The organism is Rhodovibrio salinarum DSM 9154 (assembly GCF_000515255.1).
Classification (GTDB): domain Bacteria; phylum Pseudomonadota; class Alphaproteobacteria; order Kiloniellales; family Rhodovibrionaceae; genus Rhodovibrio; species Rhodovibrio salinarum.
The window spans coordinates 975,762-1,002,546 of the sequence record NZ_KI911559.1; the positions used below are offsets into that span (position 1 = coordinate 975,762).

Here is a 26,785-nt window from a genome sequence, read left to right on the forward strand (position 1 = left end):
ACCAAGCAATATCAATGGGTTATAGGTTGTGCCTGATTCTTGGGCAATCCGTAGCGACTCCTGGATTTCCGGCGCGCTTGGAGCTTTCCCCAAGACCTTCCCACAAGGTTATCCACAGCACTCGTGGACGAGCTGCCGAGCGGCGCGGGGCGCTCTTTAACCCATTCGGTTAGGGCTTGATCAGGTGAATGCAGGCATGTGTAGCCGGTTGGGCGCCGAACAGTTCATTTAACGGCCAGCCGCGTTGACGTGGCCACCGGATAGGCGACATCTAACCACCATGGCACAGGCACGCGGCACACGACGCAGCAAGGACCCCTCCGCCGGCGGCAAGCGCTCGGCGATGCGCGCGGAGGAGGACCCGGGCGACAGCTTCACCCAGGTTGCCGCTCTTGACGGTGCAGAAGCCGATCAGGACGGCCAGCCGGTCGGCGTGGCCGATGGCCCGGCGCTGTCGATGGAACGCGGCGTTGGCGTGCTCAAGCGGGCGATCAAGACCCTGCCAGGCCAGCCGGGCGTCTACCGCATGCTCAACCGCAAGGGCGAGGCGCTCTACGTCGGCAAGGCGCGCCATCTGAAGCGCCGCGTGACCAGTTACACCCAGTTGTCGCGGCTGCCCTATCGGCTGCAGCGGATGGTCGCGGAGACCGCCAGCCTGGAGATCGTCACCACCCGCACCGAGGTCGAGGCGCTGCTGCTCGAAAGCAACCTCGTGAAGCGGCTGATGCCGCGCTACAACGTGCAGCTGCGCGACGACAAATCGTTCCCTTACATCTTGCTGACCGGCGACCACGATTTCGCGCGGATCAAGAAGCACCGCGGCCAGCACAGCCGCCCCGGGGACTATTTCGGCCCGTTCGCCAGCGCTGGCGCGGTCAACCGCACGATCACCGCGCTGGAGAAAGCGTTCCTGCTGCGCTCCTGCTCCGACAGCGTGTTCCAGCAGCGCTCGCGGCCCTGCCTGATGTATCACATCAAGCGCTGCTCGGCGCCTTGCGTCGATTACATCAGCCAGGAGGACTATTCCCAGCTGGTTAAGCAGGCGCGCGACTTCCTGTCGGGTCGTTCGCACGACATCCAGGAGGAGTTGGGGCGGGAGATGCAGGCGGCGAGCGAGAAGCTCGATTTCGAGACGGCCGCGCTCTACCGCGACCGCTTGCGCGCGCTGGCGCACATCCAGTCGCACCAGGACATCAATGTCGAGGGCGTCACCGATGCCGACGTCTTCGCGCTCCATTCGGAAGGCGGGGTCACCTGCATCCAGGTGTTCTTCTTCCGCTCCGGGCGAAACTACGGCAACCGCGCTTATTTCCCGACCCACGACGACCAGTTGAGCAGCGGCGAGGTGCTGGCCTCCTTCATCGCGCAGTTCTACGACAACAAGCCGGTGCCCAAGCTGCTGCTGGCGAGCGAGGCGCCGGACGACCGCCAGTTGCTCGCCGACGCCCTTTCCGAGCGGGCGGGCGGCAAGGTCTACATCCACGTCCCTCAACGCGGCGACAAGCGCAACCTGGTCGACCATGCCCTGACCAATGCGCGCGAAGCGCTGGCCCGCCATCTGTCGGAAGGGCGCAACCAGCGCAAGTTGTTGGAGGGGCTGGCCGAGACGCTGGGCCTGGAGAATGCGCCCGAGCGGATCGAGGTCTACGACAACTCGCATACCCGTGGGTCCGAGCCGTACGGCGCGATGATCGTCGCCGGTGCCGAGGGTTTCCGGAAGAACCAATACCGCAAGTTCAAGATCCGCGGCACCCGCAAGCCGGGTCAGCAGGCCGGGGGCATCGACCAGCGGACCGACGCAGAGGACGTCGAGGCCGCGGGTGCGGAAGCCGGCGACGACTACGCGATGATGCGCGAGGTCCTGACCCGCCGTTTCCAGCGTGCCCAGAAGGAAGACCCGGACAACGAACAGGGAACTTGGCCCGACCTCGTGCTGGTCGACGGCGGGCGCGGACAGCTCAACGTCGCGCTGGAGGTGTTCGCCGACCTTGGGATCAGCGATGTGGCGCTGGCCTCCGTCGCCAAGGGGCCGGACCGCGACGCTGGGCGGGAGCGGATCTTCTTGCCCGAGCAGCAGCCGATCCTGCTGCCCAAGGACGATCAGGTGCTGTACTTCATCCAGCGCCTGCGCGACGAGGCACACCGTTTCGTCATCGGTTCCCACCGCAAGGGCCGCAGCAACGAGCGCCTGCGCTCCTCGCTGGACGACGTGCCGGGCATCGGCCCGACGCGCAAGAAGGCGCTGCTGTTGCACTTCGGTTCGGTCAAGGCGATTGGCCGCGCGCACCTTGCCGACCTGGAAGCCGTCGACGGCATTTCCAAGACAGTCGCCCGCAAGATCTACGACCACTTCAACTCGGCCGGGTAGGGCGGCCCGAAATGGTTTGCGCGATCTCTGTAAGGGGGCCAGTCCCCACAAACGTACGGCCGCCCCACGTCCTTTAACGACGGGGACGGCCGTGAACGCCCTCCAGACCAGAACCCTTCAAGTCGGGTCCCGGAATATACGCCCCAAGCCGTTTGGCGGCTCTAGCTGGCGTTCTGGCTCAGCCGACGCGCGCCGAAACCGAGCGCCGCCAGGGCGACTCCGAGCAGCGCGATGGACGGCGGAAGCGGAATGTCGGCGGTTTCCATGCTCAGTTGTGCGACCCGATAGCCATCACCGCTGCCGCCGGGCAGGCCGGCGATGATGTAGCGGTAGGGCGTCGAACCGGGCAGGCCGACGTTCGTGATCTGCAGGGAGCCCGCGCCCGTTCCCGTGGCCAGCAGATCGCCGACCAGGCAATCGGAGCCGGTGGTGCAGGAGGTGAAAACGCCGGTGTTGTTGCCATAGATGCGGTACTGGTCACCGTCGGTGAACAGACCGCCGTTGTTGGCGAGGCTCAGGTTGATCTCGACTGGCGTATGCACGCTGCCCAGATCGAAAATGATCGCCTCGTCGTCCCCGCCGTTATCGACCTGGTTGCTGTCACCGAAACCGAGATCCACGCCAATCCCGAAGAGGTTGCGGCTCAGCGTCGGGTCGGGCGGCGGTTGGATATTGAGGGCTGTTGCCGTCAGGGAATGCGTGCCCGTGGTGTCGAGAAACGTCTCGGACGGCCCGAGATTGCTGCTTGGTCCGTAGAAATTCCATGTAATAGCGGCGTAGGATACGCTTGGCCCCAATGCGACCGCTGCTAGGGCTAGCCCCGCCAAAACCCTATTGAACATAACGTCTGCCTCTCCTGCGAGATTGACACGAGAACCTGCTTTCCAAGGCACGCTCGGCGGGGTTGAAGCCGACCGAAACGGCCTTGAGCTTTGGGTGCCTTCGCGACCCCCCAATGGCGAGCGTTAAGCAATTTACGTACCAGCCGCCCTTCATCAGTCTGATCAAGGGGGTGCGATCGGAACCGCAGGGTGTGTGTAAAACCTAGTGACAGATAGCCGCGCGTGCGTCCGGGCCGGCGTTACCAGCCTGAACAGGAAATACGTTTTTAAATCAGCGGCTTGGCTGGCATGTATGGCGAGGTTGCGATGGCCTGTGAGGTGTAAACGGATGTTACAGCCTGATGGGCGTGGTGGTGGGGGGCGGCGCATGCAGTCGTCATCGGAAAGCCAATGGGCGGTGAGGAGAGCCTTAAACGTTGCCCGGGATGGACGTGTGGTGAGGCCATACGTATGCCGGTCCTGCGCTGGAACGGCCGATAGGCTTTCGCCGGGCGTCGGGTTGGCTTAGGGTTCGCGCGCGTGTCGGGCCGGTGGCGACGGGGCGGCCGGCGCGGCGTATGACGCTCACCCCTTCGGACCCAAGGCGACCGGCGATGCTGCTGACCCTGCCGAACCTGCTGACGCTCTCGCGTATCCTGATCGTGCCGGTGCTTGTGGCGCTCTTGTTCTACCAAGGGCCTGAAGCCAGCTGGGCGGCGCTGGCCGTGTTTCTGGCAGCTTCGATCACCGATTGGGCGGACGGCTATTTCGCCCGCCAGCGCAAGACGGTGACGCCGCTGGGCCGTTTCCTCGACCCGATCGCCGACAAGTTCCTGGTCGCCGCGGTGATGATCATGCTGGTCGCGAGCGACCGTGTGACCGGCTTGCCGGTCGCTGCCGTGCTGTTGATCCTGTGTCGGGAGCTGCTGGTCTCCGGCCTGCGCGAGTACCTGGCGGAGCTGCGCGTCGGCATGCCGGTCTCCCAGCTCGCCAAGTGGAAAACGACGACGCAGATGATCGCCCTGTCGGTTTTGATCGTCGGCAACGCTGGACCGGGGTGGGCGCACCTGCAGCTGATCGGGGAAGTTTTCCTGTGGCTTGCGCTGGCGCTTACGCTGATCACCGGCTGGGATTACATGAAGCGTGGTTTGCAGCACATGCAGGCACAGCCGGAGCGCTGATTGCAGGTTGCCACGGCTTGGCGTGATACCTTTGCAGGCTTAGGCTGATCTGGCGGCTAAGTGCCTGAACCACGAACCCGAACCTCCGATCATGACCATGCCTCCGATAGCTTTCGGCCTCGCCGGCTGGAGCGGCAGCGGCAAGACCACGCTGGTGCGCCAGCTGATCCCGGCCCTGGTCGCCCGCGGCCTGCGCGTTTCCAGCATCAAGCACGCTCATCACGACTTCGACATCGATCAACCGGGCAAGGATTCCTACGAGCACCGTGCGGCCGGGGCCGGCGAGGTGCTGGTTTCCAGTGCCCGGCGTTGGGCGCTGATGCATGAGCACCGCGGCGCACGTGAGCCCACGCTGGACGAGTTGCTGGCCAAGCTGGCGCCTTGCGACTTGGTGCTGGTCGAGGGGTTCAAGGGCGAGGCGCACCCCAAGCTGGAGGTCTTCCGGCGGAGCGTCGGCAAGCCGCGGTTGGCCGACGAGGTGCCGGGCGTGGTTGCGGTGGCGAGCGATGAGCCGCTCGACGCAGGGAACCTGCCGCAGCTCGATCTGAACGATGTCGCGGGCGTCGCGGACTTCATCCTGCACTACACCGGCTTGGCGTCCGGCCGGGCCGTCGGCGACGCCGCACGAGGAGACTGACCACATGGCGCAGCTGAGCGACGACTGCTTCGCCCATGGCGACCGCTTGATGCGCGTCGACGAGGCGCTGGCCGAGATTCGCGAGCGCATCACCGCCGTGGCCATGCCGGAAACGGTCGGCCTGCACGATGCCTTGGGCCGCGTGCTGCTGGAAGACGTGGTTTCGACCATCGACGTGCCGCAGCACGGCAATTCGGCCGTCGATGGCTATGCCGTGTTCTTCGACGATTTGAACGCGGACGTGGAGACGACCCTAAAGGTGACCGGCCGGGTCGCCGCCGGCCACCCGCTCGACCGCCCGGGGCGGCGGGGCGAAGCGATCCGCATCTTTACTGGCGCGCCGATGCCGGACGGGCCGGACACAGTGATGATGCAGGAGGACTGTCGGGAGGAGGATGGCCAAGTCACGATCAAGCCCGGCATCGCGCGCGGCGCCAATCAACGCGTGGCCGGGGAAGACGTGACAGCCGGATCGACCGTGCTACGCGCCGGCCAGCGTCTGCGCCCGCAGGATCTGGGGCAGGCGGCGGCGGTCGGCCGCAACACGCTCAAGGTCGCCCGGCCGCTGCAGGTCGGCGTCGTTTCCACTGGTGATGAGCTGTGCGAGCCGGGTGGGCCGCTCAAGTCCGGCGGTATCTACGATTCCAACCGCTTCACGGTGCAGGGCCTGCTGCGTCAGTTGGGCTGCGAGGTGCACGATCTCGGCATCCTTCCCGACGATCGGGCGGCTGTCACCGACGCCCTGGCCGATGCCGCCGAACGCCTGGATCTGGTGGTGACGAGTGGCGGCGTCTCGGTTGGGGAGGAGGACCACGTCAAGCAGGCGGTCGAGGCTTTGGGCCAGCTGCATACCTGGCGCCTGGCGATCAAGCCGGGGCGGCCGATCGCGCTCGGTCAGCTCGGCCGGGTGCCGTTCGTCGGCCTGCCGGGCAATCCGGTTGCGGTCGTGGTCACCTTCGTCACGATCGTGCGCCCCCTTGTGCTGCGCATGTTGGGCGGCCGGTCGGACAAGCCCCATCTGTTCAAGGTGAAGGCCGGTTTCGATCACACGAAAAAGCGCGCCCGCCGGGAGTGGGTGCGGGCGCGGCTGGTGGCACAGGATGGCGAGCTGCGGGTGGACAAGTACCCGAGCCAGGGTGCCGGTGTGCTGTCCTCGATCGTCGAGTCCGACGGGCTGGTCGAGTTGCCGGAGGAGATGACCCAACTGGAAGCCGGCACGCTGGTCGACTTCCTGCCGTTCAGCGAGGTGGCGTGAACGCGATGCAGATTCTCTACTTCGCGTGGCTGAAGACCCACACGGGCACGAGCCAGGAGACGGTCGAGCCACCGGCGGCGGTAAGCGATGTCGCCGGCTTGCTGGACTGGCTGGCCGGACGATCGGATGGGCATGCCAAGGCGCTGGAAGACCGCCAGGCGGTGCGCGTGGCTGTGAATCAGGAGTACGCGCGCCCATCCGATCCCGTGAAACCGGGTGACGAGGTTGCCTTGTTCCCGCCGGTGACCGGAGGCTAACCCGCGATGATCCGGGTGCAGCGTGAAGATTTCGATGTCGGCACGGAACTGGCCGCTCTGACCCAGGACAATCCGGGCGTGGGCGGCATGTGCTCCTTCGTTGGGCTGGTGCGCGACCTGCACCCGGACGCGCGCACCCCTGGGGCCGAGAGCGGTGAGGGGCGGGTCACCGCGATGACGCTGGAGCACTACCCAGGCATGACCGAGAAGATGCTCGAGCGTATCGATGCGGAGGCCCACCGCCGCTGGCCGATCGAGGCTTCGCTGGTGATCCACCGCTTTGGTCGGATGGAGCCGGGCGAGCGGATCGTGCTGGTCGCCACCGCCAGCGCCCATCGGCAGGCAGCCTTCGATAGTTGCCAGTTCCTGATCGATTGGCTGAAGACGAAGGCCCCCTTCTGGAAGCTGGAAGAGACCCCTGATGGCGGCCGTTGGGTCGATGCCCGGGACAGTGATGATACGGCGGCATCCCGCTGGGGCTCGGATGACTGGGCAGCGGAGTAGCGGTCTGTCACGTCCTTCCGCTGCCGGGCATCAGTCGGTTCGCCGCAGGACCACCCGGCCCACCATCAGGCCGGTCACGTTCTCGCCGTCCTCGGAGAGCGGCAGCACGAGACGGGCATAGGTATTGTTGCGCGCACCGTCCTGTCGCGTGTCCTCGCGATATACGGGTTTGCGGGTTTCCAGTACCTGGTCGAAGTTCGCGCGCACGATCAGCCGTTGTTCGGCTATCGGGTAAGCGCACAGTGTTTTGCCCGTCAGATCGATGGTGTCCTGTGCGACCAGTTGGGTCCCCATCAGGCGGTACCGGTAGCGTGCGTCCCCGCTCTTTCCTTCTAAGACATCCACGAGCGCGAGACGGCCGAGCATCTGGCGGAAGTCGAACGGTTGGATCTCGTCGCGCCGGGGGGCGAAGCGGTTGCCGCACAGGGAACGCCAAACACGCAAAGTTTGCGCAAGCCGTTCATCGCGAATGAACGCTTCGACGTCTGTCGTGTTCATAATGATCTGCCCGTGTGGTCCGGCGGTGCCATGGCGGTCCCGGATGATGCAACTCCTAACCTGTCATATTCGGCAAGACACAACCAAATTCCGAGTTCGGACTGATACCAATATATGAGCATATCAGACAGGACTCGGAAGTATGCAAAGGACCCTCAATGCGAGAGCATTGAACTTGGGCGCAACCTGAGAGTAGGTCGATATTATTCGATGAACTTCTATTCGGGTAACGTGGCTGACGGGCGGCGGTCAAGCCAGCGTGCCAGACGCCGCTGATGCGAGCCGAGAGGCTGCATGTACCAAGTGTGGCCGTACTGGATCGCAGTTTCTTCCCATCTGCCGTTCTGCCCAATCGATGCCCAGGTGTCGAGCGAAGTGGCGTCGCAGCGGGCGCCGTCAATTCGCTCTTCCTCCTTTTAACGCTGGCGGGCGGGTTTGGGTCTGTGGCCCCCGACCCTATGCACCTGAACAGGGCGCGACGTACCGCCGCGCCCTAGCTTGGCAACTTCCTGGCCACCTCCTGCAGCTGCGGCACACGCCGCGTTGTGCCGTAACACGAGCAGGCGGCTTGGCCTGTGAATGCTGGCTGGGGGTAAGGCCGGTGGCAGATCGTTCCGTCTTCTGAGCACCTCGACGAAATTGAGCGTTGCCAGAAAGTGCCCAATGCCGACCACGGATAGCGCCGAGAAGCAGTAGATGGCGCTCTGATCGGGTTGGAATCAGTAAACAAGCTTTAAATTGAAAGCGAAGATATGTACCTGAACTCATCTGCTTAAAGGTATATTATCGACTGGTCGATAAGGCTGCGGCGCGGCCGGCTTCTTTGACACAGAAAGTGACTTGCATGCCAGAGCTCACCGGGTCGTCAGCGCGCGCCGTGTATGAAGGGGGGCGTCGGCTTGTGTTGGCGACGGAGCTGGTTGAGGCTTTACCCGGTATCTCTGCCGTGCTGGATGCGGACGGCATCATCGTCGCGGTGAACGCGGCGTGGACGAAATGTTGCCTAAACACGGGCGGGCGGATGACCGAGGTGGCGGTCGGCGCGTGCTATCTCGATCATGTTCGGTTATTTGACGGCGATATAGACGACGATCACGAGCGCGCCGGGGGAGTCCGTCAGGTGCTTGCCGGCACGCGCGCGGCATTTCAGCAGGTGTATGCCTGCGATGGGCCTGATGGCTTGCGCAGCTACCAATGCGAGGTACGTCCGCTTCGGGGCGAGGCAGGTGTTGAGGGCGCGGTCGTCACGAACATTGATGTCACCGACGTGATGGCCCGTGTCGCAGAACGTGATGTCCGCCTGAACCGCGCGGCCAAGGTCGCCGAGAGCATTGGCGCGTATTGGTGGGAATGGCGGCTCGACGAAGACTGCATCGAGCTGTCCTCCGCCTTGGCACGTCGCCTTGGCCTGCCCGGGACCGAGACCTCGGGCCTGATGTTTCCCAGGTCCTATGTCCATCCCGACGACCGCGTTGCCGCGGCTCAAGCGTTCAAGCGCGTGCGTGCCGGCGAGGTGACCGTCGTCGATGTCGAGTTGCGTTTGATCACGCGCGATGGGCCGCGGTGGGTCCATGCCCGGGGGCAGGCGCTTCACGACGCGCGCGGACGGGTTGAGCGGGTGGTCGGGATCACGCGGGACATCAGCGATCGCTATGCGCTGAGCGACGAACTGGCGCGCGAGCGCGCCGACAGCCGAAAATTGGCGTTGGTTGCCGAACGGACCGATAACGGTGTTGTGATGACGGACGCCAAGGGCCGGGTCGAATGGGTCAATGCGGGGTTCGAGCGGCTGAGTGGTTACACGCTGGCGGACCTTGCGGGCCGTTGCCCGGGCGACCTGCTGCAAGGTCCAGTCACCGAGCCTGATGCATTGGCCGCGCTTGCCTCGGCGATCGCCGATCAGCGCGCCATCCGGGTGGAGCTCGTGAGCTACCAAAAGTCGGGGGACCCTTACTGGCAAGAGATCGATCTGCAGCCGGTTCTGGATGACGATGGCGTGGTCGCGCAGTTCATCTCCATTCACCGGGATATTACCGATCGTAAGCGTGAGGCCGGCTTGCATGCGGCCCGGGCTGTGGCACTGCGCCAGAAGCTTGATGGCCAGGATCACCGCATGGCGCTGGCGGAAGTGGTGGTGGCCCTGGAAATCGGGTTCATCGATGCGAAGGTCGCGGTGCTTGTGCCTGACGCCAGCGGCGATAATCTGCGCTGTTTGGCAGCGCCTAGTTTACCGGGCGGGGTGCAGGTGCTGTTAGATAGCGTCCCGTCCGGCGATACGGGCGGTTTCCTGGGGCGTGCGGCTCAGGGCACGCGCGTCTGCGGGGGCAAGCTCGCAGATGATCCGCTTTGGGCTTCGATGATCTCGGCGGATCGGGTCGATGGATTGGTTGAGTGTTGGGCCGAGCCGATGGTCGGGCTGGATGGAACCCAACAGGGGGTGCTGGCGCTGTTCTTCACCCGGCCGCCCAGCGTGGCTGTGGCCAAGACGATTTTCGTCGAACAGGCTGCCTATACGGTTGCAAATCTGATCGAGCGGGAAGCCCGCGAAGAGGCCCTGCGGCGCAGTGAGCGGCATTTTCGAACTCTTGCGGAAGTTCTGCCGCTATTCGTCAGTTACGTCGATCGCAACTTCAATTTCCGCTATACCAATGCGGCGCACGATGCCTGCCTCGGGGTGAAACGCGGCAGTCTGATCGGCAAACCGTTGCGCAACATCTTTTCCGAAGAGAGTTGGGTCACGGCCCACGCGCATCTTGCCCGCGTGTTACAGGGCGAGCGGGTGCGCTGTGAATCGCTGAGAACCTACTGCAACGGGATTCAACGGTATGTTCACGCGACCTATGTGCCCGATATCGATGCTGAGGGGGTGGTGGTTGGGGTGCACGGCATCATCGAGGATATTACCGAATTTCGACGACGCGAGGACGAGTTGCGCGCGGCGAAGGAGCAGGCTCAGGCCTCCAGCGCCGCCAAGTCCACGTTTCTGGCGAACATGAGTCATGAACTGCGTACGCCGCTCAACGCGATCATCGGCTACTCCGAAATGATCCGTTCGCAGGTGCTGGGGCCGCTCGGAAACAGCAGGTACAATAGCTATGTCGAGGACATACATACCAGCGGCCAGCATCTGCTGGATTTGATCGAGAACGTGCTCGACCTGTCCAAGCTGGATGCGGGGGGAGTCGAGCTGGCCCGGGAACCGGTCGCCCTCGTGGACGTGGTCGCGCAGGCGCTGACGATGCTGGGCATGGCCGAAGACCCGCGCGTCACGGTCGATCTGCCAACCGGGGCCGCCGTTTATGGGGACCGACGCGCCATCAGGCAGGTCCTGGTCAACCTGATCAGTAACGCGGCGAAGTATGCCGGGACGGGGGCGATCAAGGTCGTTGCCCGGTCCGACGGCGACGACTGTCTGATCTCGATCACGGATCGGGGACCCGGGATCTCTGCGGCGGATGTGCCGCGTGTCACCGAGCCGTTCTATCGGGTTGGCCAACAGAACTGGATCGCCTCTGAAGAAGGGGATGGGGCGGGGATTGGCCTTGCGCTGGCGAAGCGGCTGGTCGAGGAGATGGACGGTCGTATGGTGATCGACAGCGTGCTTGGGGCGGGCACGACAGTCACGCTGCGCATGCGCTGTGCCGCCTGATATTCGTTGATCGCCCGTTGCGGCTCCTGGTTGCCGTGCATGGACGCCTGCCGTCTCGCCCCGCTATAGTCTGCCGCGGCGCACAACCCAGAAGATCAAGCGGCAAGGAGCGAGAGGCCCGTGGCGGATTTCCCCAAACGCACGCGCGACGACTGGGCTCAACTGGCGTCCAAGGAGCTCAAGGGCGGCGATCCGGACCAGCTGACCTGGCGCACGCCCGAGGGCATCGACGTCAAGCCGCTGTACACGGCTGACGATCTGACCGGGGTCGATCATCTGGGCGCGATGCCGGGCTACGCACCGTTCACCCGCGGCCCGCGGGCGACGATGTACACCAACCGCCCTTGGACGCTGCGCCAGTACGCCGGCTTTTCCACGGCGGAGGAATCCAATGCCTTCTATCGCAAGGCGCTGGCGCAGGGGCAGATGGGTCTGTCGGTTGCCTTCGACCTCGCCACCCACCGCGGCTACGACAGCGATCATCCGCGCGTGACCGGCGATGTCGGCAAGGCCGGCGTGGCGATCGACTCGGTCGAGGACATGAAGATCCTGTTCGACCAGGTGCCGCTCGACAAGATGAGCGTGTCGATGACCATGAACGGCGCCGTCCTGCCGGTGCTGGCCGGCTACATCGTGGCTGCCGAGGAGCAGGGGGTGTCGCAGGACAAGCTGTCCGGGACCATCCAGAACGACATCCTCAAGGAGTTCATGGTCCGCAACACCTACATCTACCCGCCCGAGCCCTCAATGCGGATCGTGGCCGACATCATCGAGTACACCTCTAAGTACATGCCGCGGTACAACTCGATCTCGATCTCCGGCTACCACATGCAGGAGGCCGGAGCGACGGCGGTGCAGGAGCTGGCCTTCACGCTGGCCGATGGGCTGGAGTATGTGCGCACCGCCCGCGCGCGCGGCTTGGACGTCGACGGCTTCGCGCCCCGTTTATCGTTCTTCTTCGCCATCGGCATGAACTTCTTCATGGAGGTCGCCAAGCTGCGCGCCGCGCGCACCCTGTGGGCGCGGCTGATGGGTCAGTTCGAGCCCAAGGACCCGAAATCGCTGGCGCTGCGCACCCACTGTCAGACCTCCGGCGTCTCGCTGGCGGAGCAGGATGCCTACAACAACGTCGTCCGCACGTCCTTCGAGGCGTTGGCGGCCGTGCTTGGCGGCACGCAGTCGCTGCACACCAACGCGCTCGACGAGGCGCTCAGCCTGCCGACCGACCATTCCGCCCGGATCGCGCGCAACACCCAGCTGATCCTGCAGCACGAGACCGGCGTGAGCGCCACCGTCGACCCGCTGGCCGGCAGCTACTACGTCGAAAGCCTGACCCAGGAGCTGGTCGACAAGGCGCAGGCACTGATCGACGAGGTCGAGCAGCAGGGCGGCATGACCAAGGCCGTGGAGGCCGGCATGCCCAAGATGCGGATCGAGGAATCCGCCGCCCGCCGGCAGGCCCGGCTCGATCGCGGCGAGGACGTGATCGTCGGCGTCAACAAGTACCGGCCGGAAGAGCCGGAACAGATCGACGTCCGCGACATCGACAACACCAAGGTTCTGAACGACCAGAAGAAGAAGCTGGAGCGGCTGCGCGCCGAGCGTGACGACACCCAGGTGAAGCAGGCGCTCGACGCCCTTACCGAGGGCGCGCGCGATGGCGCGTCCAACCTGCTCGCGCTCGCGATCGAGGCGATGCGCGCCCGCGCCACCGTGGGCGAGGTGTCGGACGCGCTGGAAGCGGTGTTCACCCGCCACCGGGCGGTTACCCGCTCGATCTCCGGTGTCTACGGTCAGGCTTACGAGGGTGACGACGCGTTCCAGAAGATCAAGCAGGAGGTCGCCCGCTTCGCCGAGGAAGAGGGGCGCCGGCCGCGTATGCTGGTGGTCAAGATGGGCCAGGATGGCCACGACCGCGGCGCCAAGGTGATCGCCACCGCGTTCGCCGATATCGGCTTCGACGTCGACGTTGGCCCGCTGTTCCAGACCCCGGCGGAGGCGGCGCAGCAGGCGATCGAGAACGACGTCCACGTGATCGGCATCTCCTCCCAGGCGGCCGGGCACAAGACCCTCGTGCCGGGCCTGATGGAGGAACTGAAGGCGCAGGGCGCGGACGACATCGCCGTCGTCTGCGGCGGGGTGATTCCGCCGCAGGACTACGACTTCCTGCTGTCCCACGGCGTCTCCGCGATCTACGGCCCCGGCACCAACATCCCCGCCGCCGCCCAGCAGATCATGGACATCGTCCGCCGGCAGCGGGAGGCGGCGTAGGCGACCGGCGTGGCGTGTGTGCGACGCAGGACTGGCGTGCTTTGCCGAACCTGAAAAGCGCGTGCTAGCTTTCCTCAGTTGTAGGGAAGTTCGGGCTGGCCAAGCACGCGCATGCGGCGGCCGGCCCGTGCGGGTTCAAGTGCGGGAGAGCGAAGGATGACGGCGCTGACGTTCGTCGACGGCGAATGGCTGGAAGGTAACCCCGGGATCATGGGGCCGATGTCGCACGGCTCCTGGATGGCCTCGACCGTGTTCGACGGCGCGCGGGTGTTCGAGAACTGCGCCCCCGACCTGGACCGCCACTGCGAGCGGTTGATCCACAGCGCGCATGCCATGGAGCTGCAGCCGGTGGTGACCGCACGGGAAATCCTGGACCTGGCGCTGGAAGGGATCGGCAAGTTTCCGCGCGATACCGCCCTCTACGTCCGGCCGATGTTCTGGGCGGAGACCGGCTTTGTCGCGCCCGATCCAGAAAGCACGCGCTTCTGCCTGACCCTGCATGAGGCGCCGATGCCCGAGCCCAAGGGTACGGCGGTGACGCTGTCCAAGTATCGCCGGCCGCTGCCGGAGACGATGCCGACCGATGCCAAGGCCGCCTGCCTGTATCCCACCAGCGGCCGCGCGTTGCGCGAGGCGCGCACCAAGGGGTTCGACAACGCGGTGATGCTGGACGGCCTGGGCAACGTCGCCGAACTCGCCACCGCCAACATCTGGCTCGTGCTGGGCGAGGAGGTTGCCACGCCGGCGCCCAACGGCACTTTCCTAAACGGGATCACCAAGCAGCGGGTGAAGGCGTTGCTGCAGGACGCCGGATACAAGGTGGTTGAGCGGCGCGTGACTTTCGATGAGTTGCGTCACGCCGACGAGGTCTTCTCCACCGGCAATTACGGTAAGGTGATGCCGATCGTGCGGGTGGACGACAGCCATTTGCAGCCCGGTCCGGTGTACCGTACCGCGCGACAGGCGTATTGGGACTGGGCGCACGCGTACCCGTTGCTGTAACGGGCCTGTTGGCGCTGAAGGGGGCGTTCGATGAGCTTGGTCCGGCCAAAGTTAACCGTCCTTTCACCGGCAGCGGCTAGCAATCTTCTATCACGCACGTGCAGACGCATCCGTTTTGAGTAGATGAAAGGTAGGGCCGGCTGATGGCGTCGTTGGATATGGACGGGCCGTTTCCCCTCGAAGTCGATGAAGTCACGCGTATCGTTTCTGGGTCCGGCCCGGGCAACTTCGCGCTGGGCAAGATGGACAAGCAGAAGCGCTTCGTCGTGCGCTTTGTCGGGCGGGATGACAAGAATGTCCGCGATGCTTTGCTGTCAGCCGCGAAGAAGGCCGATCCGACGCCGGGTTTGATCGGTCGGATATTGGGTAAGGACGAGGGCGCGGATGCCTTCAAGTTCTCCTACGCCCAGGACGCCCAGGCGGCTTACGGCAAACAGTGCCGCACCTACCATCAATTCAACTCCAAGGGGCAGTTGGAGAACAAAAGCCATCCCAAGCCACCGAACGGCGCCCCCGGCAAATGCCCCGTCTGCGGCGAGACGCAATAGCACGCCGCTTCGATGACCCGCGCAAAAATAAGGCCCGGAAGCTTCCGCTTCCGGGCCTTATCGCGTTCGAGGCCGGGTTGGACCGGCCGGGGCTGCCCTACACCAGATCGCGCGGGATCGCTTCGTCCCAGGTCTTGGCGAACACGCGGCTGTCACCCTCGTAAGCATCCAGGGTGGCGCGGATGCGGAAGGTTTCCGCATCGCTTGTCATCAGGGTTCGAGTGACCGTGTGCACTTCCCAATCGGCGCCGTCGGGGTTGCGGCGGCGGAAGGTGCGGCGCCACTCGGTCCAGCCGGACAGCGACTGGTAGTCCTCGTCGGAATAGCTGTAGCGCTCTGTGGTGCGCGAGCCGATCTCCAGGTTGTGCCGCTCGATCCGGTACAGCCCCTCGTCGTTGATCACCTGCAGGGTGTTCTTGTCGTTGGCGAGGTCGCGGATCACCGTCCACTCCTCGTGGGTCGGCTGAATCGGCGTCTTCTCCATGGCCGGCGCGCCTTCCGGTTCGCCGAACGCGGGCAGGGCGTCATCGTCGGCGTCGCGGCGCGGGCGTACCGGCAGCACCGCCTTGCTGTTGCCCAGGTGGACCGTCAGTTTGACCGGTTCCGGTGCGGGCCAGGCGAGTGGCCAGTAGACGGTCGAGACCGACACGCGGATCGAGTGGCCTGCCGGGAACTTCTGGGCGATATGCTTCAGGTTGACGCGCACGCGGTAGCGCTTGCCCGGTTCCAGCGGTTCCGGGAACTCGTCGCTGTCGCGGTGGGTCAGGTTGAGCACGCCGTAGGACACACGCGTCGCCTTGTCGTCCGGCTGTACGTCGATCAGGCGTACGGCCACCATGGCGACCGGCTTATCGCTTTCGAGGTCCAGTTCGACATAGGGCTGGCCGCAGATCTCCAGGGGCGCGTCCAGCCGCGGTGTCTCGAACACCAGGGCACCGCCGTCCTCGTCGCGTTGGTCGTGCGGCAGGTCGGGCGGAGCGTTGTAGGAGCACCACTTGCCGGCATAGAGCCCGACGAACAGGGGCGACTGAATGTCGAGCGCCCCACGCTCGACCTCCGTCTCCTCGGGGACCAGGTCGTGGCCGTAGGTCAGTTTGTAGGCCGTCGGCTGGATGTTGTCGGACGGCCAGGACGGCTCGCCCACCCAGCGGCCCGGGCGGATGTCGTAGCGGGCGCTGGGCGGGACGCTGTCCTGCATCCACACGCGCAGGCGCGGCTCGTCCATGATCCCGGTGTCGGCCCCCTTCATCCAGTGATCGAACCAGCGCAGCGTTTCCTGCAGGAAGCCGATCGCCGGCCCGGGCACGCCCAGGTGCGGATACTTGTGCGCCCAGGGGCCGACCAGCCCCTTGGCCGGTACGTGCTTCAGCCCGTCCAGCAGGCGGAACACGGCGTTGCAGTAGCCGTCGGCCCAGCCGGACACGGCGTAGACGGGGATCTGGATGTCGGTGAAATCCTCGCAGACGCTGCCGTGCTTCCAGTAGGCGTCGCGCCGCTGGTGTTCCAGCCACTTCTTCAGCCACAGCCCGCTGCCGTCCAGGCGTTGCAACCACATCTCCTTCCAGCGCTCGCCGACCAGCTCGGGGTCGGGCGGACAGGCGTTGTGGTCGAACATGGTCGACGCCCAGGACAGGTTATCGCCCAACAGACAGCCGCCCATGTGGTGGACGTCGTCGGCGTACCGGTCGTCGGTCGAGCAGATGGTGATGATGCACTTCAGCTGCTTTGGGCGCAGGGCGGCGACCTGCAGGCCGTTGAAGCCGCCCCAGGAGATGCCGATCATCGCGGCTTGGCCGTCGCACCAGGGCTGGTCCTCCAGCCACTGCAGGATCTCGACGCCGTCGTCCAGCTCCTGTTGCAGGTACTCGTCTTCCAGCACGCCGTCGCTCTCGCCGCTGCCGCGGATGTCGACGCGCACGCCTGCGTACCCGTGGCCGGCCCAGTAGGGGTGCATCTGGGCATCGCGGGCGTGCGTCAAGTCGCGCTTGCGGTAGGGCAGGTACTCCAGGATCGCTGGCACCGGAGTCTGCTCGGCGTCCTTTGGCCGCCAGATCCGGGCAGCCAGCCGGGTCCCGTCCTTGAGAGGGATCCAGGTTTCCTCCTCGATCACCTCGCGGGGGAATTCGTTCACGATTCGCATGTCTGACTCACGTGCCGGGAAAATACGTCCGTCTCTCCCGCCCGGCGTTCCGGCCGGGGGGAGAGGCAAGGAGGATCAGTATGGGGTGCAAAGGCTAAAAAGCCGTCTACTCTTCGATGTCGAACTGGAAGTTCAGGCTCTTGATCACCTGTTCGTAGTTCCACAGCAGCTTGCCCTGACTCTTCGCACCCATCCAGATATAGGCGACGGCGAAGGAGTAGGCATCCTGCTCCGGCAGGTCGGATAGGCGGGTGCCCACCTTGACCTGTGGCGCGATATAGGTGCCAGGCACTTTCGCCTGCGCGGCCTCGAGCTGCTGCTTGTCCGGCACGCCCGTCACGGTCGCGTCGGTGAAGAATACGCGATAGAAGAACTTGCCCGCCACTTTATGCTCGCCCTGACGGTGCGGCATATCCGGCCGGCGGCCGAGCGCCAGGTCGACCGTCACCTGCTGGTGACTGATGCCGTCGACCTTCTCGAACAGGTCGCAGTGCGATTGCGAGATCCGGGTGTTGATCTCGAGCAGCCAGACCTGATCCGACACCTCGTCCCAGAAATACTCGATGTTGAACGCGCTGTTGTTGAAGCCGACGTGGCTCATGATCGTGCGCGTCAGCTCGGCCATCTTGTCCTGCACGCGCGCGGGCAGGTTGGAGGGATAGAGGTAATAGAAGAAGCTCAGCACCTGCGGGTAGCGGATCGAGTCCACCACGCCGTAGGGCACCACTTCGCCCTCGTAGACGTAGCCTTCCACGGTGCACTGCCGGCCGCCGATGATCTGCTCGGCCATGCAGTAGCGCCCGTCGACCTCGCGGATTTCGTCGGGCAGGTCGGCCTGTTCCAGGACGTAGTTGAACGGCGTGGAGATCGTGCCAATGTCCGCGCGCAGCTTCTGGACGGCGTGATCGAAGTCCTCCGGGTTGTCGATCCGGAAGCCGAGTCGCGAGCCCGAGGACTTGATCGGCTTGACGAAGAACGGGAACGCCAGCCCGGCCTCGCCGATCTTCGACAGCGCGCCATCGTCGAACGGATCGAAGGCGGTGAAGTTCGGGATGTGGTCCGGGATCACCTCGTTCTGGACCGAGCGGCTCCAGAACTTGTGCTCGCACTTCAGCAGGCTTTCCAGCGAGGTCGTCCGGGTGCCGAACTTGTTGCACAGGATCGGCAGCATGGTGGAAACAGGAAAGTCCATGTAGCCGGCGATCGCGTCGATCGTGCCGTCGAAGGCGTTCAGTTGCGCCTCCGCCTCCTGCAGCATGGCGGGGATGTCGAACTCTTCGGTCTCGTAGACCTTGGCGGGGTCGATCAGGCCGTGGAACGTGATGTCTTCCGCGCCGCGCAGCCGCTTCAGCCTCTGATGGTGAAAATCGTTCAGACCGATGATGAAAACGTTCTTCGTCAGGGGTTCTGTCGGGGCGGATTATCGGCCCCGCCTCCTTAGCATCGTGGAACAGTTTGCAGGGGTCCGACAGCGGGTCGCCTGGCGGACACCAGCGACACTATATCGCATTCCTGGCGATCTGTCGGTATTTTCACCGTCTTAGAGGGTAAATGCTGCAGGGCTGAGCTGCGATTTTTTCGTGAGAGAACCCACATGCGGGCGCCGGCACAGGTTGGCGTCCGCATGTGGGGATCGGTTACAGGCCGCTCGACCCGCGCAACTCCGGAGCGACCTTCCAACCCGGCTCGACGTCAGACATGTCGGGCAGTTGGTGGGCGATGCCCTTGTGGCAGTCGATGCAGGTCTTGTCGCCGTTGAACAGGTAATCCTGGTGGATGCGTTGAGCCCGGGCGTTCTGCGCCACTAGGTCCATGTTCTTGGGCTTGTGGCAGTTCTTGCATTCCTGGCTGTTGTTGGCCTTCAGCCGTGACCACTCGTGCTTGGCCATCTCCAGCCGGTGCTCCTGGAAGTCCTGCTTGGTCTCCAGCGTGCCAAAGATGTGGCCCCAGACCTCTTTCGAGGCCTGCATTTTGCGGGCGATCTTGTCGGTCCAGTCATGGGGCACGTGGCAATCCGGACAGGTTGCGCGCACGCCGGTGCGGTTGGAGAAGTGCACCGTCTGCTGCAGTTCCTGGTACACGTTGTCCTGCATTTCATGGCAGGAGATGCAGAATTTCTCGGTATTGGTCGCTTCCAGGGCGGTGTTGAAGCCGCCCCAGAAGACCACGCCGAAGATGAAGCCGCCCAGCACCAGCGCACCCAGCGGCAGATAGCCGGACGGCCGGCTGGCGATTCGCCAGACGTCGCCCAGCAGCAGTTTGAGCCGCCGCACCATGGCCTAGTCGGCCTCCTGACCGCCGTTTTCGTTCGCGTTTGTGCCGGTCAGTTGGCTCATGTCGGTGAACATGCTGGGCACCAGCGGTCGCGCGTCGGTCTGGGGCACGTGGCACTGAGTGCAAAAGTACCGCTGGCGCGAGACATCGGCCAGCATCTGGCCGTTGCGGTCCTGGTAGTGCGTGACCGAAATCATCGGCGCGCCGGACTGCGCGGTGTAGGTGCGCTTGTGGCAGGTCAGGCACTTATTGAAGTTGACCGACAGCTCGTAGCCGTCGATGTCGTGCGGGATGGTCGGGGGTTGTTCAGGATAGGCGCGCATCCGCCGCGGCTGGTCGGTCTCCGGGCGGGCCAGTTGCGGGGCTGGCACGCTCGCTGTGAAGTCGTCCGGTCCGGTCAGGCGCGGCTGGTCGGTCAGGGTTTGGGCGCCTGCGGCGCCGCCCACGATCAGGAGCGGCAGCGCGAGCGCGAGGCGAATCCGGCGCATAGCAGCTCTCCTCAGGCCTGGGTGATCTTGACGGCGCACTTCTTGAAATCGGTCTGCTTGGAGATCGGGTCGGTGGCGTCCAGCGTGCACTGGTTGATCAGCATGCTGGCGTCAAACCAAGGCACGAACACCACGCCGCGCGGCGGACGGTTACGTCCCTTGGTTTCAACGCGGGTCCGGATCGCCCCGCGGCGCGAGGCAATCTCCACCTCCGAGCCGCGGCGCAGGTTGCGCTGGATGGCATCCTGCGGGTGCATGTAGACGCGCGCCCCCGGGAACGCCTTGTAGAGTTCCGGCACCCGCATGGTCATCGAGCCGGAGTGCCAGTGCTCCAGCACGCGCCCGGTGACCAGCCAGAGATCGTACTGCGCGTCCGGGCTTTCGGCCGGCTGCTCGTAGGGCAGGGCCATGATCCGCGCCTTGCCGTCGGAATGGCCATAGAACTGGATCTTGCTCTCGCCTTCCGACTGAGCTTTTGCCGCATAGGGGTCGTAGTCGGCGTTATAGCGCCAGCGCGTCTCCTCGCCATTCACCACCGGCCAGCGCAGCCCGCGTTCCTCGTGGTAGCGCTCGAACGGCGCCAGGTCGTGCGCCTTGCCCAGGCCGAACTGGCGGTATTCCTCGAACAGGCCTTTCTGGACGTAGAAGCCGAAGTGTTCGGATTCGTGGTTGGCGTAGTCGTCCGCCGTCTCTGACAGCGGATAGGCGTCGACGTTGCCGTTGCGATAGAGCACGTCGAACAGCGTCTTGCCTTTGTAGTCGGGGTTGGCGTCCAGAATTTCCTTGGGCCAGACTTCGTCGGTCGTGAAACGCTTGGCGAACTCCATCAGCTGCCAGACGTCCGAGCGCGCCTCGCCCGGCGCGTCGACCAGCTGGTGCCAGAACTGAGTACGCCGCTCGGCGTTGCCGTAGGCGCCCTCTTTCTCCACCCACATGGCCGTGGGCAGGATCAGGTCGGCCGCCTTCGCCGTGACAGTGGGATAGGCATCCGAGACGACGATGAAGTTGTCCGGGTTGCGGTAGCCCGGGTAGGTCTCGTTGGTCGTGTTCGGAGCAGCCTGCAGGTTGTTGTTCACCTGAATCCAATAGGCGTTGATCTCTCCGTCGTGGAGCATCCGGTCCTGCTTGACCGCGTGCGCGCCGACCCAGCCAGGCACCGTGCCTTCGGGCAGTTTCCAGATCTTTTCCGCCGTTTTCCGGTGCTCGGGGTTTTTGACAACCATGTCGGCCGGCAGGCGGTGGGCGAAGGTGCCGACTTCGCGCGCGGTGCCGCAGGCCGACGGCTGACCGGTGAGCGAGAAGGGGCTGTTGCCCGGCGTGGCGATCTTGCCGGTGAGCAGGTGCAGATTATAGACGAGATGGTTCACCCAGACCCCGCGGGTGTGCTGGTTGAAGCCCATCGTCCACAGGCTCATCACCTTGGTATCCGGGTCGGCGTACAGCTTGGCCAGGCTGATCAACTGGTCCTGGCTGACGCCGGACAGTTCGCTCGCCCGCTCGACCGTGTAGTCGGCGACGAACTCCTTGAATTCCTCGAAGCTCGCCGTGCGCATGCCCCCTGGATCGTCGGCGTTCTGGGCTTGCTGCTGCAGCGGGTGTTCCGGACGCAGGCCGTAGCCGATGTCGGTGTTGCCGACATAGAAGCCACCGTGCTTCTGAACGAAGTCGTGATCCACCGCGTCGTTCTGGATCAGGTAGTTCGCGATGAAGTTCGCGATCGCGAGATCCGTCTGCGGCTCGAAGGTGATCGGGATGTCCGCCAGATCGGAGCTGCGGTGGGTGAAGGTGGTGAGCACCGCCACCCGCACGTGGGGGTAGGACAGCCGCCGGTCCGACAGGCGGGTCCACAGTACCGGGTGCATCTCCGCCATGTTGGAGCCCCAGAGCACGAAGGCGTCGGCGTGCTCGAAGTCGTCGTAGCAGCCCATCGGCTCGTCGATGCCGAAGGTGCGAATGAAGGCCGCCACGGCGGAAGCCATGCAGTGCCGGGCGTTGGGATCGATGTTGTTGGAGCGGAAGCCGGCCTTCATCAACTTGGAGGCGGCGTAACCCTCCCAGACGGTCCACTGCCCAGAGCCGAACATGCCCAGGCCCTCGGGCCCCTTGGCCTGCAGCGTCTTCTTCCACTGCTTGGCCATCTCGTCGAACGCACGCTCCCAGGACACCTCCTGGAACTCGCCATCCTTGGCGAACGCGTCGCCGCGCATGCGCATCAGCGGTTTGGTCAGGCGGTCCTGGCCGTACATGATCTTGGACAGAAAGTAGCCCTTCACGCAGTTCAGGCCGCGGTTGACCGGCGATTCATGGTCGCCGTGGGTGGCCACGACCTTGCCCTGCTTGGTGCCAACCATGACCGAGCAGCCAGTGCCGCAGAAGCGGCACGCGGCCTTCGACCACTTGATATTGACGGCTTCTTTGCCGCCGGGGATCGGCTGGGCGTGGGCGGGCAGGCTGATGCCGGCCACCGCGGCGGCGCCGGCAGCGGCCTTGGCCTTCAAGGCTTCGCGTCGGGTGACGGTCATGGGCTCCCTCCGTGCACAGAGTATCCGGCATCCAGCCGCCCGAGGGCTGACCCGATCGGCTGGATGGCGTTTCTTGTTGTCGTTGTTGGGCTGTGGTTCAGCCGGTTTTTTGGTCTTGCGGATTTGCTTCGGCGAGCGCCGCGTCGTCGCGGAAATGGGAGACGATCGCGGCGGAGTAGACATGGTCGTAGAGCGAGATGCGGTTCACCATATCGGCGAGCGCGTGCTCGTCCGCGGCTTCCAGGACGACCACCAGGCGGCCGCCCTCACGCGCCGCGACCTCGGCACCGGCCAGGGTGTCGATCCAGCCGGCAACAGCTTCGGCGCGCTCCTCGACGGCGTTCACGACGATGCCGGAAACGTGTGCCTGCGCGTCATCGGCCGCGCCCTTACCGACGGTCGGCGGATCGTGTGGGGTCTGGACGGTGCGTGGCATCTCGGAACCTCAGTTCGCCTGGTGTCTTGAATGGTGGACGATCTTGATGACCTGGGCCGGGCAGGCGGCGACACAGGCGCCGCAGCCGGTGCAACTGTCGGGGTTGAGCCAGGGGACCGGCGGACCGCTCTCTTCGGGCGCGAAAGGGATGGCATCGTAGTCGCAGACGTCGCCGCAGGTTTGGCAGACGATCCCGTTGGTTGCCAGGCAACCCGATCCAATGCGGGCGACCCAGTCCCACGGGCTGTGGGTGTCGGGGGCCTCGAACGCGGGCTCCGGGCAAGCGTCGACGCACGCCTGACAGAAGGTGCATTCCCCGCTGCCCTGGGTGACGTCGACCTCTGGAAAGCCGCCGTCGCCCTTGACCAGGATCCCCTCGGGACAGGCCTCGAGGCAGGCGCCGCAACGTGTGCAGGCATCTTCGAACGTTGCGCTTGCCCACGGTGGTCGCCAGGGGTCGGCGGCCGTATCGCGGGTGCGCTTGATGTCGCTCTGATCACGGGCTTCCACGAGCCCGGCCAGCGGGCGGCGTAGAAAGGCACGCCGGCTGCGGTCGATCCGGTTGTCCCCAGGCATGTGGGTGGTCCCTCCCGGGCCCTAGACGCCTGGCGGCCCCGGTGGGCCGGTTAGAAGCTGATACATCCAGACTAGGAAACCATAGCCGCCCACGACGCCGACGGCGACGAACGGCCAGATCAAAACGGCGAGCAGCGCGAACACGAACTGCTCCCCCCGCTTACCCTGCAGGAAACGAGTTCGGATCGGGGTGGTCCCGGCGGCCTCATAGCTGGCAGCAGCGGCTGTTCGGTTGTCGCGCGCGGCCATGGCGTGCCTCCCAGTCCGATCGGGGGTGTGTCTGGGCTGGACCCTTACGCATGTGTCGTTGCGTTTTCGACAGCTTGTTTCTTAAAGAAAGCCTGCCCGATCGATGTGGATCATAAAAGGGATAATCGAAGAAAAATTGGTGTCACTTCATTTGCGGACGTTAACTGTTAGTCGGAGCGTTTCTCTTTCAATCAACCGAGATGTATAGATTTTTAGGTTTAAATGTTTATGTATCGTCGGTGCTTTTTGCGCTGCGACATGCTGGTCAATCTCAGGTATCGGACTCAGGCGGGACCAGCGGCAGGTGGATGGTCACCGTCGTGCCCTCGTTGGGTGTGCTGTCCAGTACCAGACGGCCGCCGTGGGCCTGCGCCAACTGCGCGGTCAGGGGCAGGCCGATGCCCAGCCCTTCGGCACTGCGGGCAAGGGATCCGTCAACCTGCTTGAAGGGCTTCAGCACCTCTTGTTGCTGGTCTTGGGCGATGCCCACCCCGGTGTCGGCGACCCAGATCGCGATCTCCCCACCGTCCTGCTGGGCGCCGAGCGTGATGCGGCCACCGGATTCGGTGAACTTCACCGCGTTGGTCAGCAGGTTGACCAGCATCTGCCGGACTTTTTGCGGGTCGGCGACCAGTTCGGGCAGATCGTCCGGTGTCGTCACCTCGAGGTCGATGCCTTCGCGGGCGGCCTTCTCGCGGACAAACGCCGCGCAGGTGTCGAGCAGCCGCGGCACGTCGATCCCGTCCGGGTTTAGCCGCAGCTCGTCGAGTTCCAGCTTCACCACGTCGATGATGTCGTTGATCACGCCCAGCAGATGCTTTGAGGAGGTGAGCACGTCGTCGACGTAGGCGTCGTAGCGCTCGTCCCCCAGCGGGCCGAACAACTCCTGGTCCATCATCTCGGAAAAGCCGATCACGGCGTTGAGCGGCGTGCGCAGCTCGTGTCCGACCATGGCGAGGAACTGGTTCTTCGCCTTGTCCGCGGCTTGGACGCGTTCCAACGCTTCGTTCAGCTCGCTGTTCTTGTCGCGCAGTTTGCTCAGGGCACTTTCCAGTTCGCCGCGGTAGTTGCGTGCCCGCCGGTCGGCTGCGACTTCCTGTGTGACGTCGCGCGCCGACCCGCGGAAGCCCGCGAACCTTCCGTTCTCCTCGTCGAACTTCGGGATCCCGGAGATCTCGAACAGCCGCTCGTCGTCGCTATCCGGAGCGATCACGTAGAGGACGTTTTCGAACGGCGCCCGTCGGTGCGCTGTCAGCGGGCGCTGCTTGGGCACCTTCGGGTTGGCCGTCACCCGGCCCAGATCGAAGAACTTCCAGCCGATCACCTTGCCTGGATCGAACCCGAGCACCCCCTGGTCGCGAGTGCTGGAGGCGGTGAAGGTCCAGTTGCCATCGACCTCCCAGACCCAGTCGGAGACGGTCGAAAGGATTTCCTCGAATCGGCTGCGCAGGGCGCGTACCTCGGCGATCGCCTCGCGGGTGCGGGTGACCTCCGTGAAGGTGCCGATCAAGGCGCGCACGCCGCCGTCCGGATCGGGGACGGTGCGGTGCAGGCCTTCGAAGGTGCGTGTCTGCTCGGGCGTATTGCCGGATAGCCGCTCTGTCTGGCGCACGGTGGTGTCCGACCGGACAATCCGGCGAACCAACGCGCGCGGCAGCCGGTCGCCGTCATCCAGCAGCGTGGCGGCTAGCTGCGCCTTGAACGCCGCGTTGGCGTAGATGATCCGGCCATCGGGGGCGGCGATATAGAGCGGGGCGGCCATCTCCAGCAGCAGCGGCCAGGCGGCTTCGAGGGCCTCCGCATCGCTGGTCGGCGTACCGCCGTGCTGTCCATCTGGTGCCATAACGGGGTGCCGGCTGGCTGGATGGCTATTGGACAGCTTGCTCATGTCTCTCGGCGATCGGGGCCGTGCGGGCGCTTGGGTGGGGGGAGATGGCGAGGTAGTTGACGCCGTGTTCGTAGAGCCAGCTGGCCTCCGGGCTGTCCGGAGCCGTGCTGGCGATTGTTTCGATGCGCAGACGGTGCGCCATCTCCAGGAGCTTGCGCGCGATCACGCCGCGATAGGGGTCGTCGGCGATGCCGTCGATCAGCTGCGGGGCGAGCCAGGCGTATCCGGGGCGCAGGTGCTGCAGCAGTTCCAGCGCACCGACACCACTGCCCAGCCGGCCCAGCGCGACTTCGTAGCCCTGGTCGCGGTAATAGCTGAGGATGTTCTTCAAATGCGCGACGTCGTAACCGCCCTGGGGATGGTTCAGGGTGAAGACGATGTTCTCCGGCGGCAGGTCGACCCGCTTGGCGGCCTCCACGGTCGTGCGCAGGCAGTACACCGGGTCGTAGATCGCCGCCGGTTGGAACTCGACGAATACCGGGGTGTTGATGTTCTGCGCTGGCGCCGCCTTGATACAGGCGATCCGCGCGCTCCGGTCCAACTGGTGCAGCAGGTCGGCCCGGCGGGCCAGCTCGAACACCGCGTCCGACTCCCCGCTCAGTCGTGGAAAGCCGACCTGGGCGCCGTGCGCCATGACGTCGCTATGATCGTCGGCGAACACGATCGGGGCGAAGCCGATCTCGAAGGCGTCGTGCGCCAGCGTGTCGATCAGCGGTCCGGCGCGCAGATAGTTCAGCAGCGTCTCGAGCGTGGTGACCCGGGGATAGTCGGCAAGCGTCGGTGTGGCGCCGGGCGTGAGCGCGAGCGTTCGGGCTGCGCGGCACTCCTCCGCCGACAGCACCTCCTCCAGCCCGATCAGGGCCTGCCGCACAGCGTCCGTTTCGACCTGCAGGATCAGGCCATCGTCGTCGCCCGCCGTCTCGAACGGGATGCCTTCGGAGTCCAGGCGCTTGCGGATTTTGCCGGCGCTGTGGCCGAGTGGCGGCCAGAGGTACAGGGTTGACGGGGCATCGGGACGCGCCGGCAGTCGCTCACAGCGTGCGCACCCGGTGGAACTGCAGGCCATGCGTCGTCTCTCCCAAAAGCCTGTTTGCGTTGGCCCGTCTGACCCTCTCCTGAATTTTGGCGCGTGTGCGCGCGGCGCATCCCTGAAGAGGCACCGCGACACTACGCGTCTTTCGGCTAAGAAATTGTGAAGTCTTACACGCGCGGCCTGTCAAC

At 65.0% G+C, this 26,785-nt stretch carries 22 protein-coding genes; 10 read left to right on the forward strand and 12 right to left on the reverse strand.

Features of this window, described 5'->3' with window-relative positions:
- Positions 1–457: 457 nt before the first annotated feature.
- Complete coding sequence (gene uvrC / locus RHOSA_RS0104570) at positions 458–2,368, forward strand: excinuclease ABC subunit UvrC (RefSeq protein ID WP_037257264.1); 1,911 nt, start codon at positions 458–460, stop codon at positions 2,366–2,368.
- 161 nt (positions 2,369–2,529) lie between these two features.
- Here uvrC and RHOSA_RS0104575 read toward each other — a convergent pair whose 3' ends face one another.
- On the reverse strand, positions 2,530–3,210 hold the full coding sequence (locus tag RHOSA_RS0104575) for a hypothetical protein (protein ID WP_156092545.1): 681 nt from the start codon (positions 3,208–3,210) through the stop codon (positions 2,530–2,532).
- A 593-nt stretch (positions 3,211–3,803) separates the two neighbouring features.
- On the opposite strand from RHOSA_RS0104575, the gene pgsA reads away from it, so the two are divergent.
- The 5 genes from pgsA to RHOSA_RS0104600 all read left to right on the forward strand — a co-directional run bounded on the left by pgsA (position 3,804) and on the right by RHOSA_RS0104600 (position 7,023).
- Positions 3,804–4,370 (forward strand): CDP-diacylglycerol--glycerol-3-phosphate 3-phosphatidyltransferase, encoded by a 567-nt coding sequence (gene pgsA, locus RHOSA_RS0104580; RefSeq protein WP_027287754.1) that lies wholly within the window; start codon positions 3,804–3,806, stop codon positions 4,368–4,370.
- Positions 4,371–4,467: 97 nt separating this feature from the next.
- The gene (gene mobB / locus RHOSA_RS0104585) at positions 4,468–5,007 is read left to right on the forward strand and encodes a molybdopterin-guanine dinucleotide biosynthesis protein B (RefSeq protein ID WP_037257267.1); all 540 of its coding nucleotides are present in this window, start codon (positions 4,468–4,470) and stop codon (positions 5,005–5,007) included.
- Positions 5,008–5,011: 4 nt separating this feature from the next.
- Positions 5,012–6,262 (forward strand): molybdopterin molybdotransferase MoeA, encoded by a 1,251-nt coding sequence (gene moeA / locus RHOSA_RS0104590; RefSeq protein ID WP_027287756.1) that lies wholly within the window; start codon positions 5,012–5,014, stop codon positions 6,260–6,262.
- Between the two features lie 5 nt (positions 6,263–6,267).
- The gene (gene moaD, locus RHOSA_RS0104595) at positions 6,268–6,519 is read left to right on the forward strand and encodes a molybdopterin converting factor subunit 1 (RefSeq protein WP_027287757.1); all 252 of its coding nucleotides are present in this window, start codon (positions 6,268–6,270) and stop codon (positions 6,517–6,519) included.
- A gap of 6 nt (positions 6,520–6,525) precedes the next feature.
- On the forward strand, positions 6,526–7,023 hold the full coding sequence (locus RHOSA_RS0104600; RefSeq protein WP_027287758.1) for a molybdenum cofactor biosynthesis protein MoaE: 498 nt from the start codon (positions 6,526–6,528) through the stop codon (positions 7,021–7,023).
- Positions 7,024–7,053: 30 nt separating this feature from the next.
- Here RHOSA_RS0104600 and RHOSA_RS0104605 read toward each other — a convergent pair whose 3' ends face one another.
- On the reverse strand, positions 7,054–7,521 hold the full coding sequence (locus tag RHOSA_RS0104605) for a PAS domain-containing protein (RefSeq protein ID WP_027287759.1): 468 nt from the start codon (positions 7,519–7,521) through the stop codon (positions 7,054–7,056).
- Between the two features lie 904 nt (positions 7,522–8,425).
- Between RHOSA_RS0104605 and RHOSA_RS23995 the strand changes: the two genes are divergently transcribed.
- The 4 genes from RHOSA_RS23995 (at position 8,426) to RHOSA_RS0104625 (ending at position 14,991) form a co-directional block, all read left to right on the forward strand.
- On the forward strand, positions 8,426–11,170 hold the full coding sequence (locus tag RHOSA_RS23995) for a sensor histidine kinase (protein ID WP_169816593.1): 2,745 nt from the start codon (positions 8,426–8,428) through the stop codon (positions 11,168–11,170).
- Between the two features lie 120 nt (positions 11,171–11,290).
- Positions 11,291–13,441 carry a methylmalonyl-CoA mutase gene (gene scpA, locus RHOSA_RS0104615; protein WP_027287760.1) on the forward strand — a complete coding sequence of 717 codons (2,151 nt, stop codon included), beginning with the start codon at positions 11,291–11,293 and terminating at the stop codon, positions 13,439–13,441.
- A 156-nt stretch (positions 13,442–13,597) separates the two neighbouring features.
- Complete coding sequence (locus RHOSA_RS0104620) at positions 13,598–14,443, forward strand: branched-chain amino acid aminotransferase (RefSeq protein WP_027287761.1); 846 nt, start codon at positions 13,598–13,600, stop codon at positions 14,441–14,443.
- Between the two features lie 143 nt (positions 14,444–14,586).
- The gene (locus tag RHOSA_RS0104625) at positions 14,587–14,991 is read left to right on the forward strand and encodes a hypothetical protein (protein WP_156092547.1); all 405 of its coding nucleotides are present in this window, start codon (positions 14,587–14,589) and stop codon (positions 14,989–14,991) included.
- A gap of 97 nt (positions 14,992–15,088) precedes the next feature.
- Here the strand turns inward: RHOSA_RS0104625 and RHOSA_RS0104630 are convergent, their stop codons facing one another.
- The 10 genes from RHOSA_RS0104630 to RHOSA_RS20475 all read right to left on the reverse strand — a co-directional run bounded on the left by RHOSA_RS0104630 (position 15,089) and on the right by RHOSA_RS20475 (position 26,630).
- Positions 15,089–17,131: a CocE/NonD family hydrolase gene (locus RHOSA_RS0104630; RefSeq protein WP_027287763.1), complete on the reverse strand. Its 2,043-nt coding sequence runs from the start codon at positions 17,129–17,131 to the stop codon at positions 15,089–15,091.
- A gap of 106 nt (positions 17,132–17,237) precedes the next feature.
- Positions 17,238–18,389: an ATP-grasp domain-containing protein gene (locus tag RHOSA_RS0104635; RefSeq protein ID WP_200372083.1), complete on the reverse strand. Its 1,152-nt coding sequence runs from the start codon at positions 18,387–18,389 to the stop codon at positions 17,238–17,240.
- A 379-nt stretch (positions 18,390–18,768) separates the two neighbouring features.
- Positions 18,769–19,407 carry a NapC/NirT family cytochrome c gene (locus RHOSA_RS20450; protein WP_051431797.1) on the reverse strand — a complete coding sequence of 213 codons (639 nt, stop codon included), beginning with the start codon at positions 19,405–19,407 and terminating at the stop codon, positions 18,769–18,771.
- Between the two features lie 3 nt (positions 19,408–19,410).
- The gene (locus RHOSA_RS20455; protein WP_081728466.1) at positions 19,411–19,893 is read right to left on the reverse strand and encodes a nitrate reductase cytochrome c-type subunit; all 483 of its coding nucleotides are present in this window, start codon (positions 19,891–19,893) and stop codon (positions 19,411–19,413) included.
- An 11-nt stretch (positions 19,894–19,904) separates the two neighbouring features.
- Positions 19,905–22,415 (reverse strand): periplasmic nitrate reductase subunit alpha, encoded by a 2,511-nt coding sequence (napA, locus tag RHOSA_RS0104655; protein ID WP_027287766.1) that lies wholly within the window; start codon positions 22,413–22,415, stop codon positions 19,905–19,907.
- Positions 22,416–22,512: 97 nt separating this feature from the next.
- Positions 22,513–22,851 carry a chaperone NapD gene (locus tag RHOSA_RS20460; protein WP_051431799.1) on the reverse strand — a complete coding sequence of 113 codons (339 nt, stop codon included), beginning with the start codon at positions 22,849–22,851 and terminating at the stop codon, positions 22,513–22,515.
- 9 nt (positions 22,852–22,860) lie between these two features.
- Positions 22,861–23,427 (reverse strand): ferredoxin-type protein NapF, encoded by a 567-nt coding sequence (gene napF, locus RHOSA_RS20465; protein WP_081728467.1) that lies wholly within the window; start codon positions 23,425–23,427, stop codon positions 22,861–22,863.
- Positions 23,428–23,448: 21 nt separating this feature from the next.
- Positions 23,449–23,676, reverse strand: a complete 228-nt coding sequence (gene napE, locus RHOSA_RS0104670; RefSeq protein ID WP_081728468.1) for a periplasmic nitrate reductase, NapE protein — start codon at positions 23,674–23,676, stop codon at positions 23,449–23,451.
- Positions 23,677–23,947: 271 nt separating this feature from the next.
- Positions 23,948–25,564: a sensor histidine kinase gene (locus tag RHOSA_RS24000; protein WP_081728469.1), complete on the reverse strand. Its 1,617-nt coding sequence runs from the start codon at positions 25,562–25,564 to the stop codon at positions 23,948–23,950.
- Positions 25,545–26,630, reverse strand: coding sequence for an EAL domain-containing protein (locus RHOSA_RS20475; RefSeq protein WP_051431801.1), 1,086 nt, complete (start codon positions 26,628–26,630; stop codon positions 25,545–25,547). The genes RHOSA_RS24000 and RHOSA_RS20475 overlap by 20 nt, the downstream gene beginning before the upstream one ends.
- Positions 26,631–26,785: the final 155 nt, after the last annotated feature.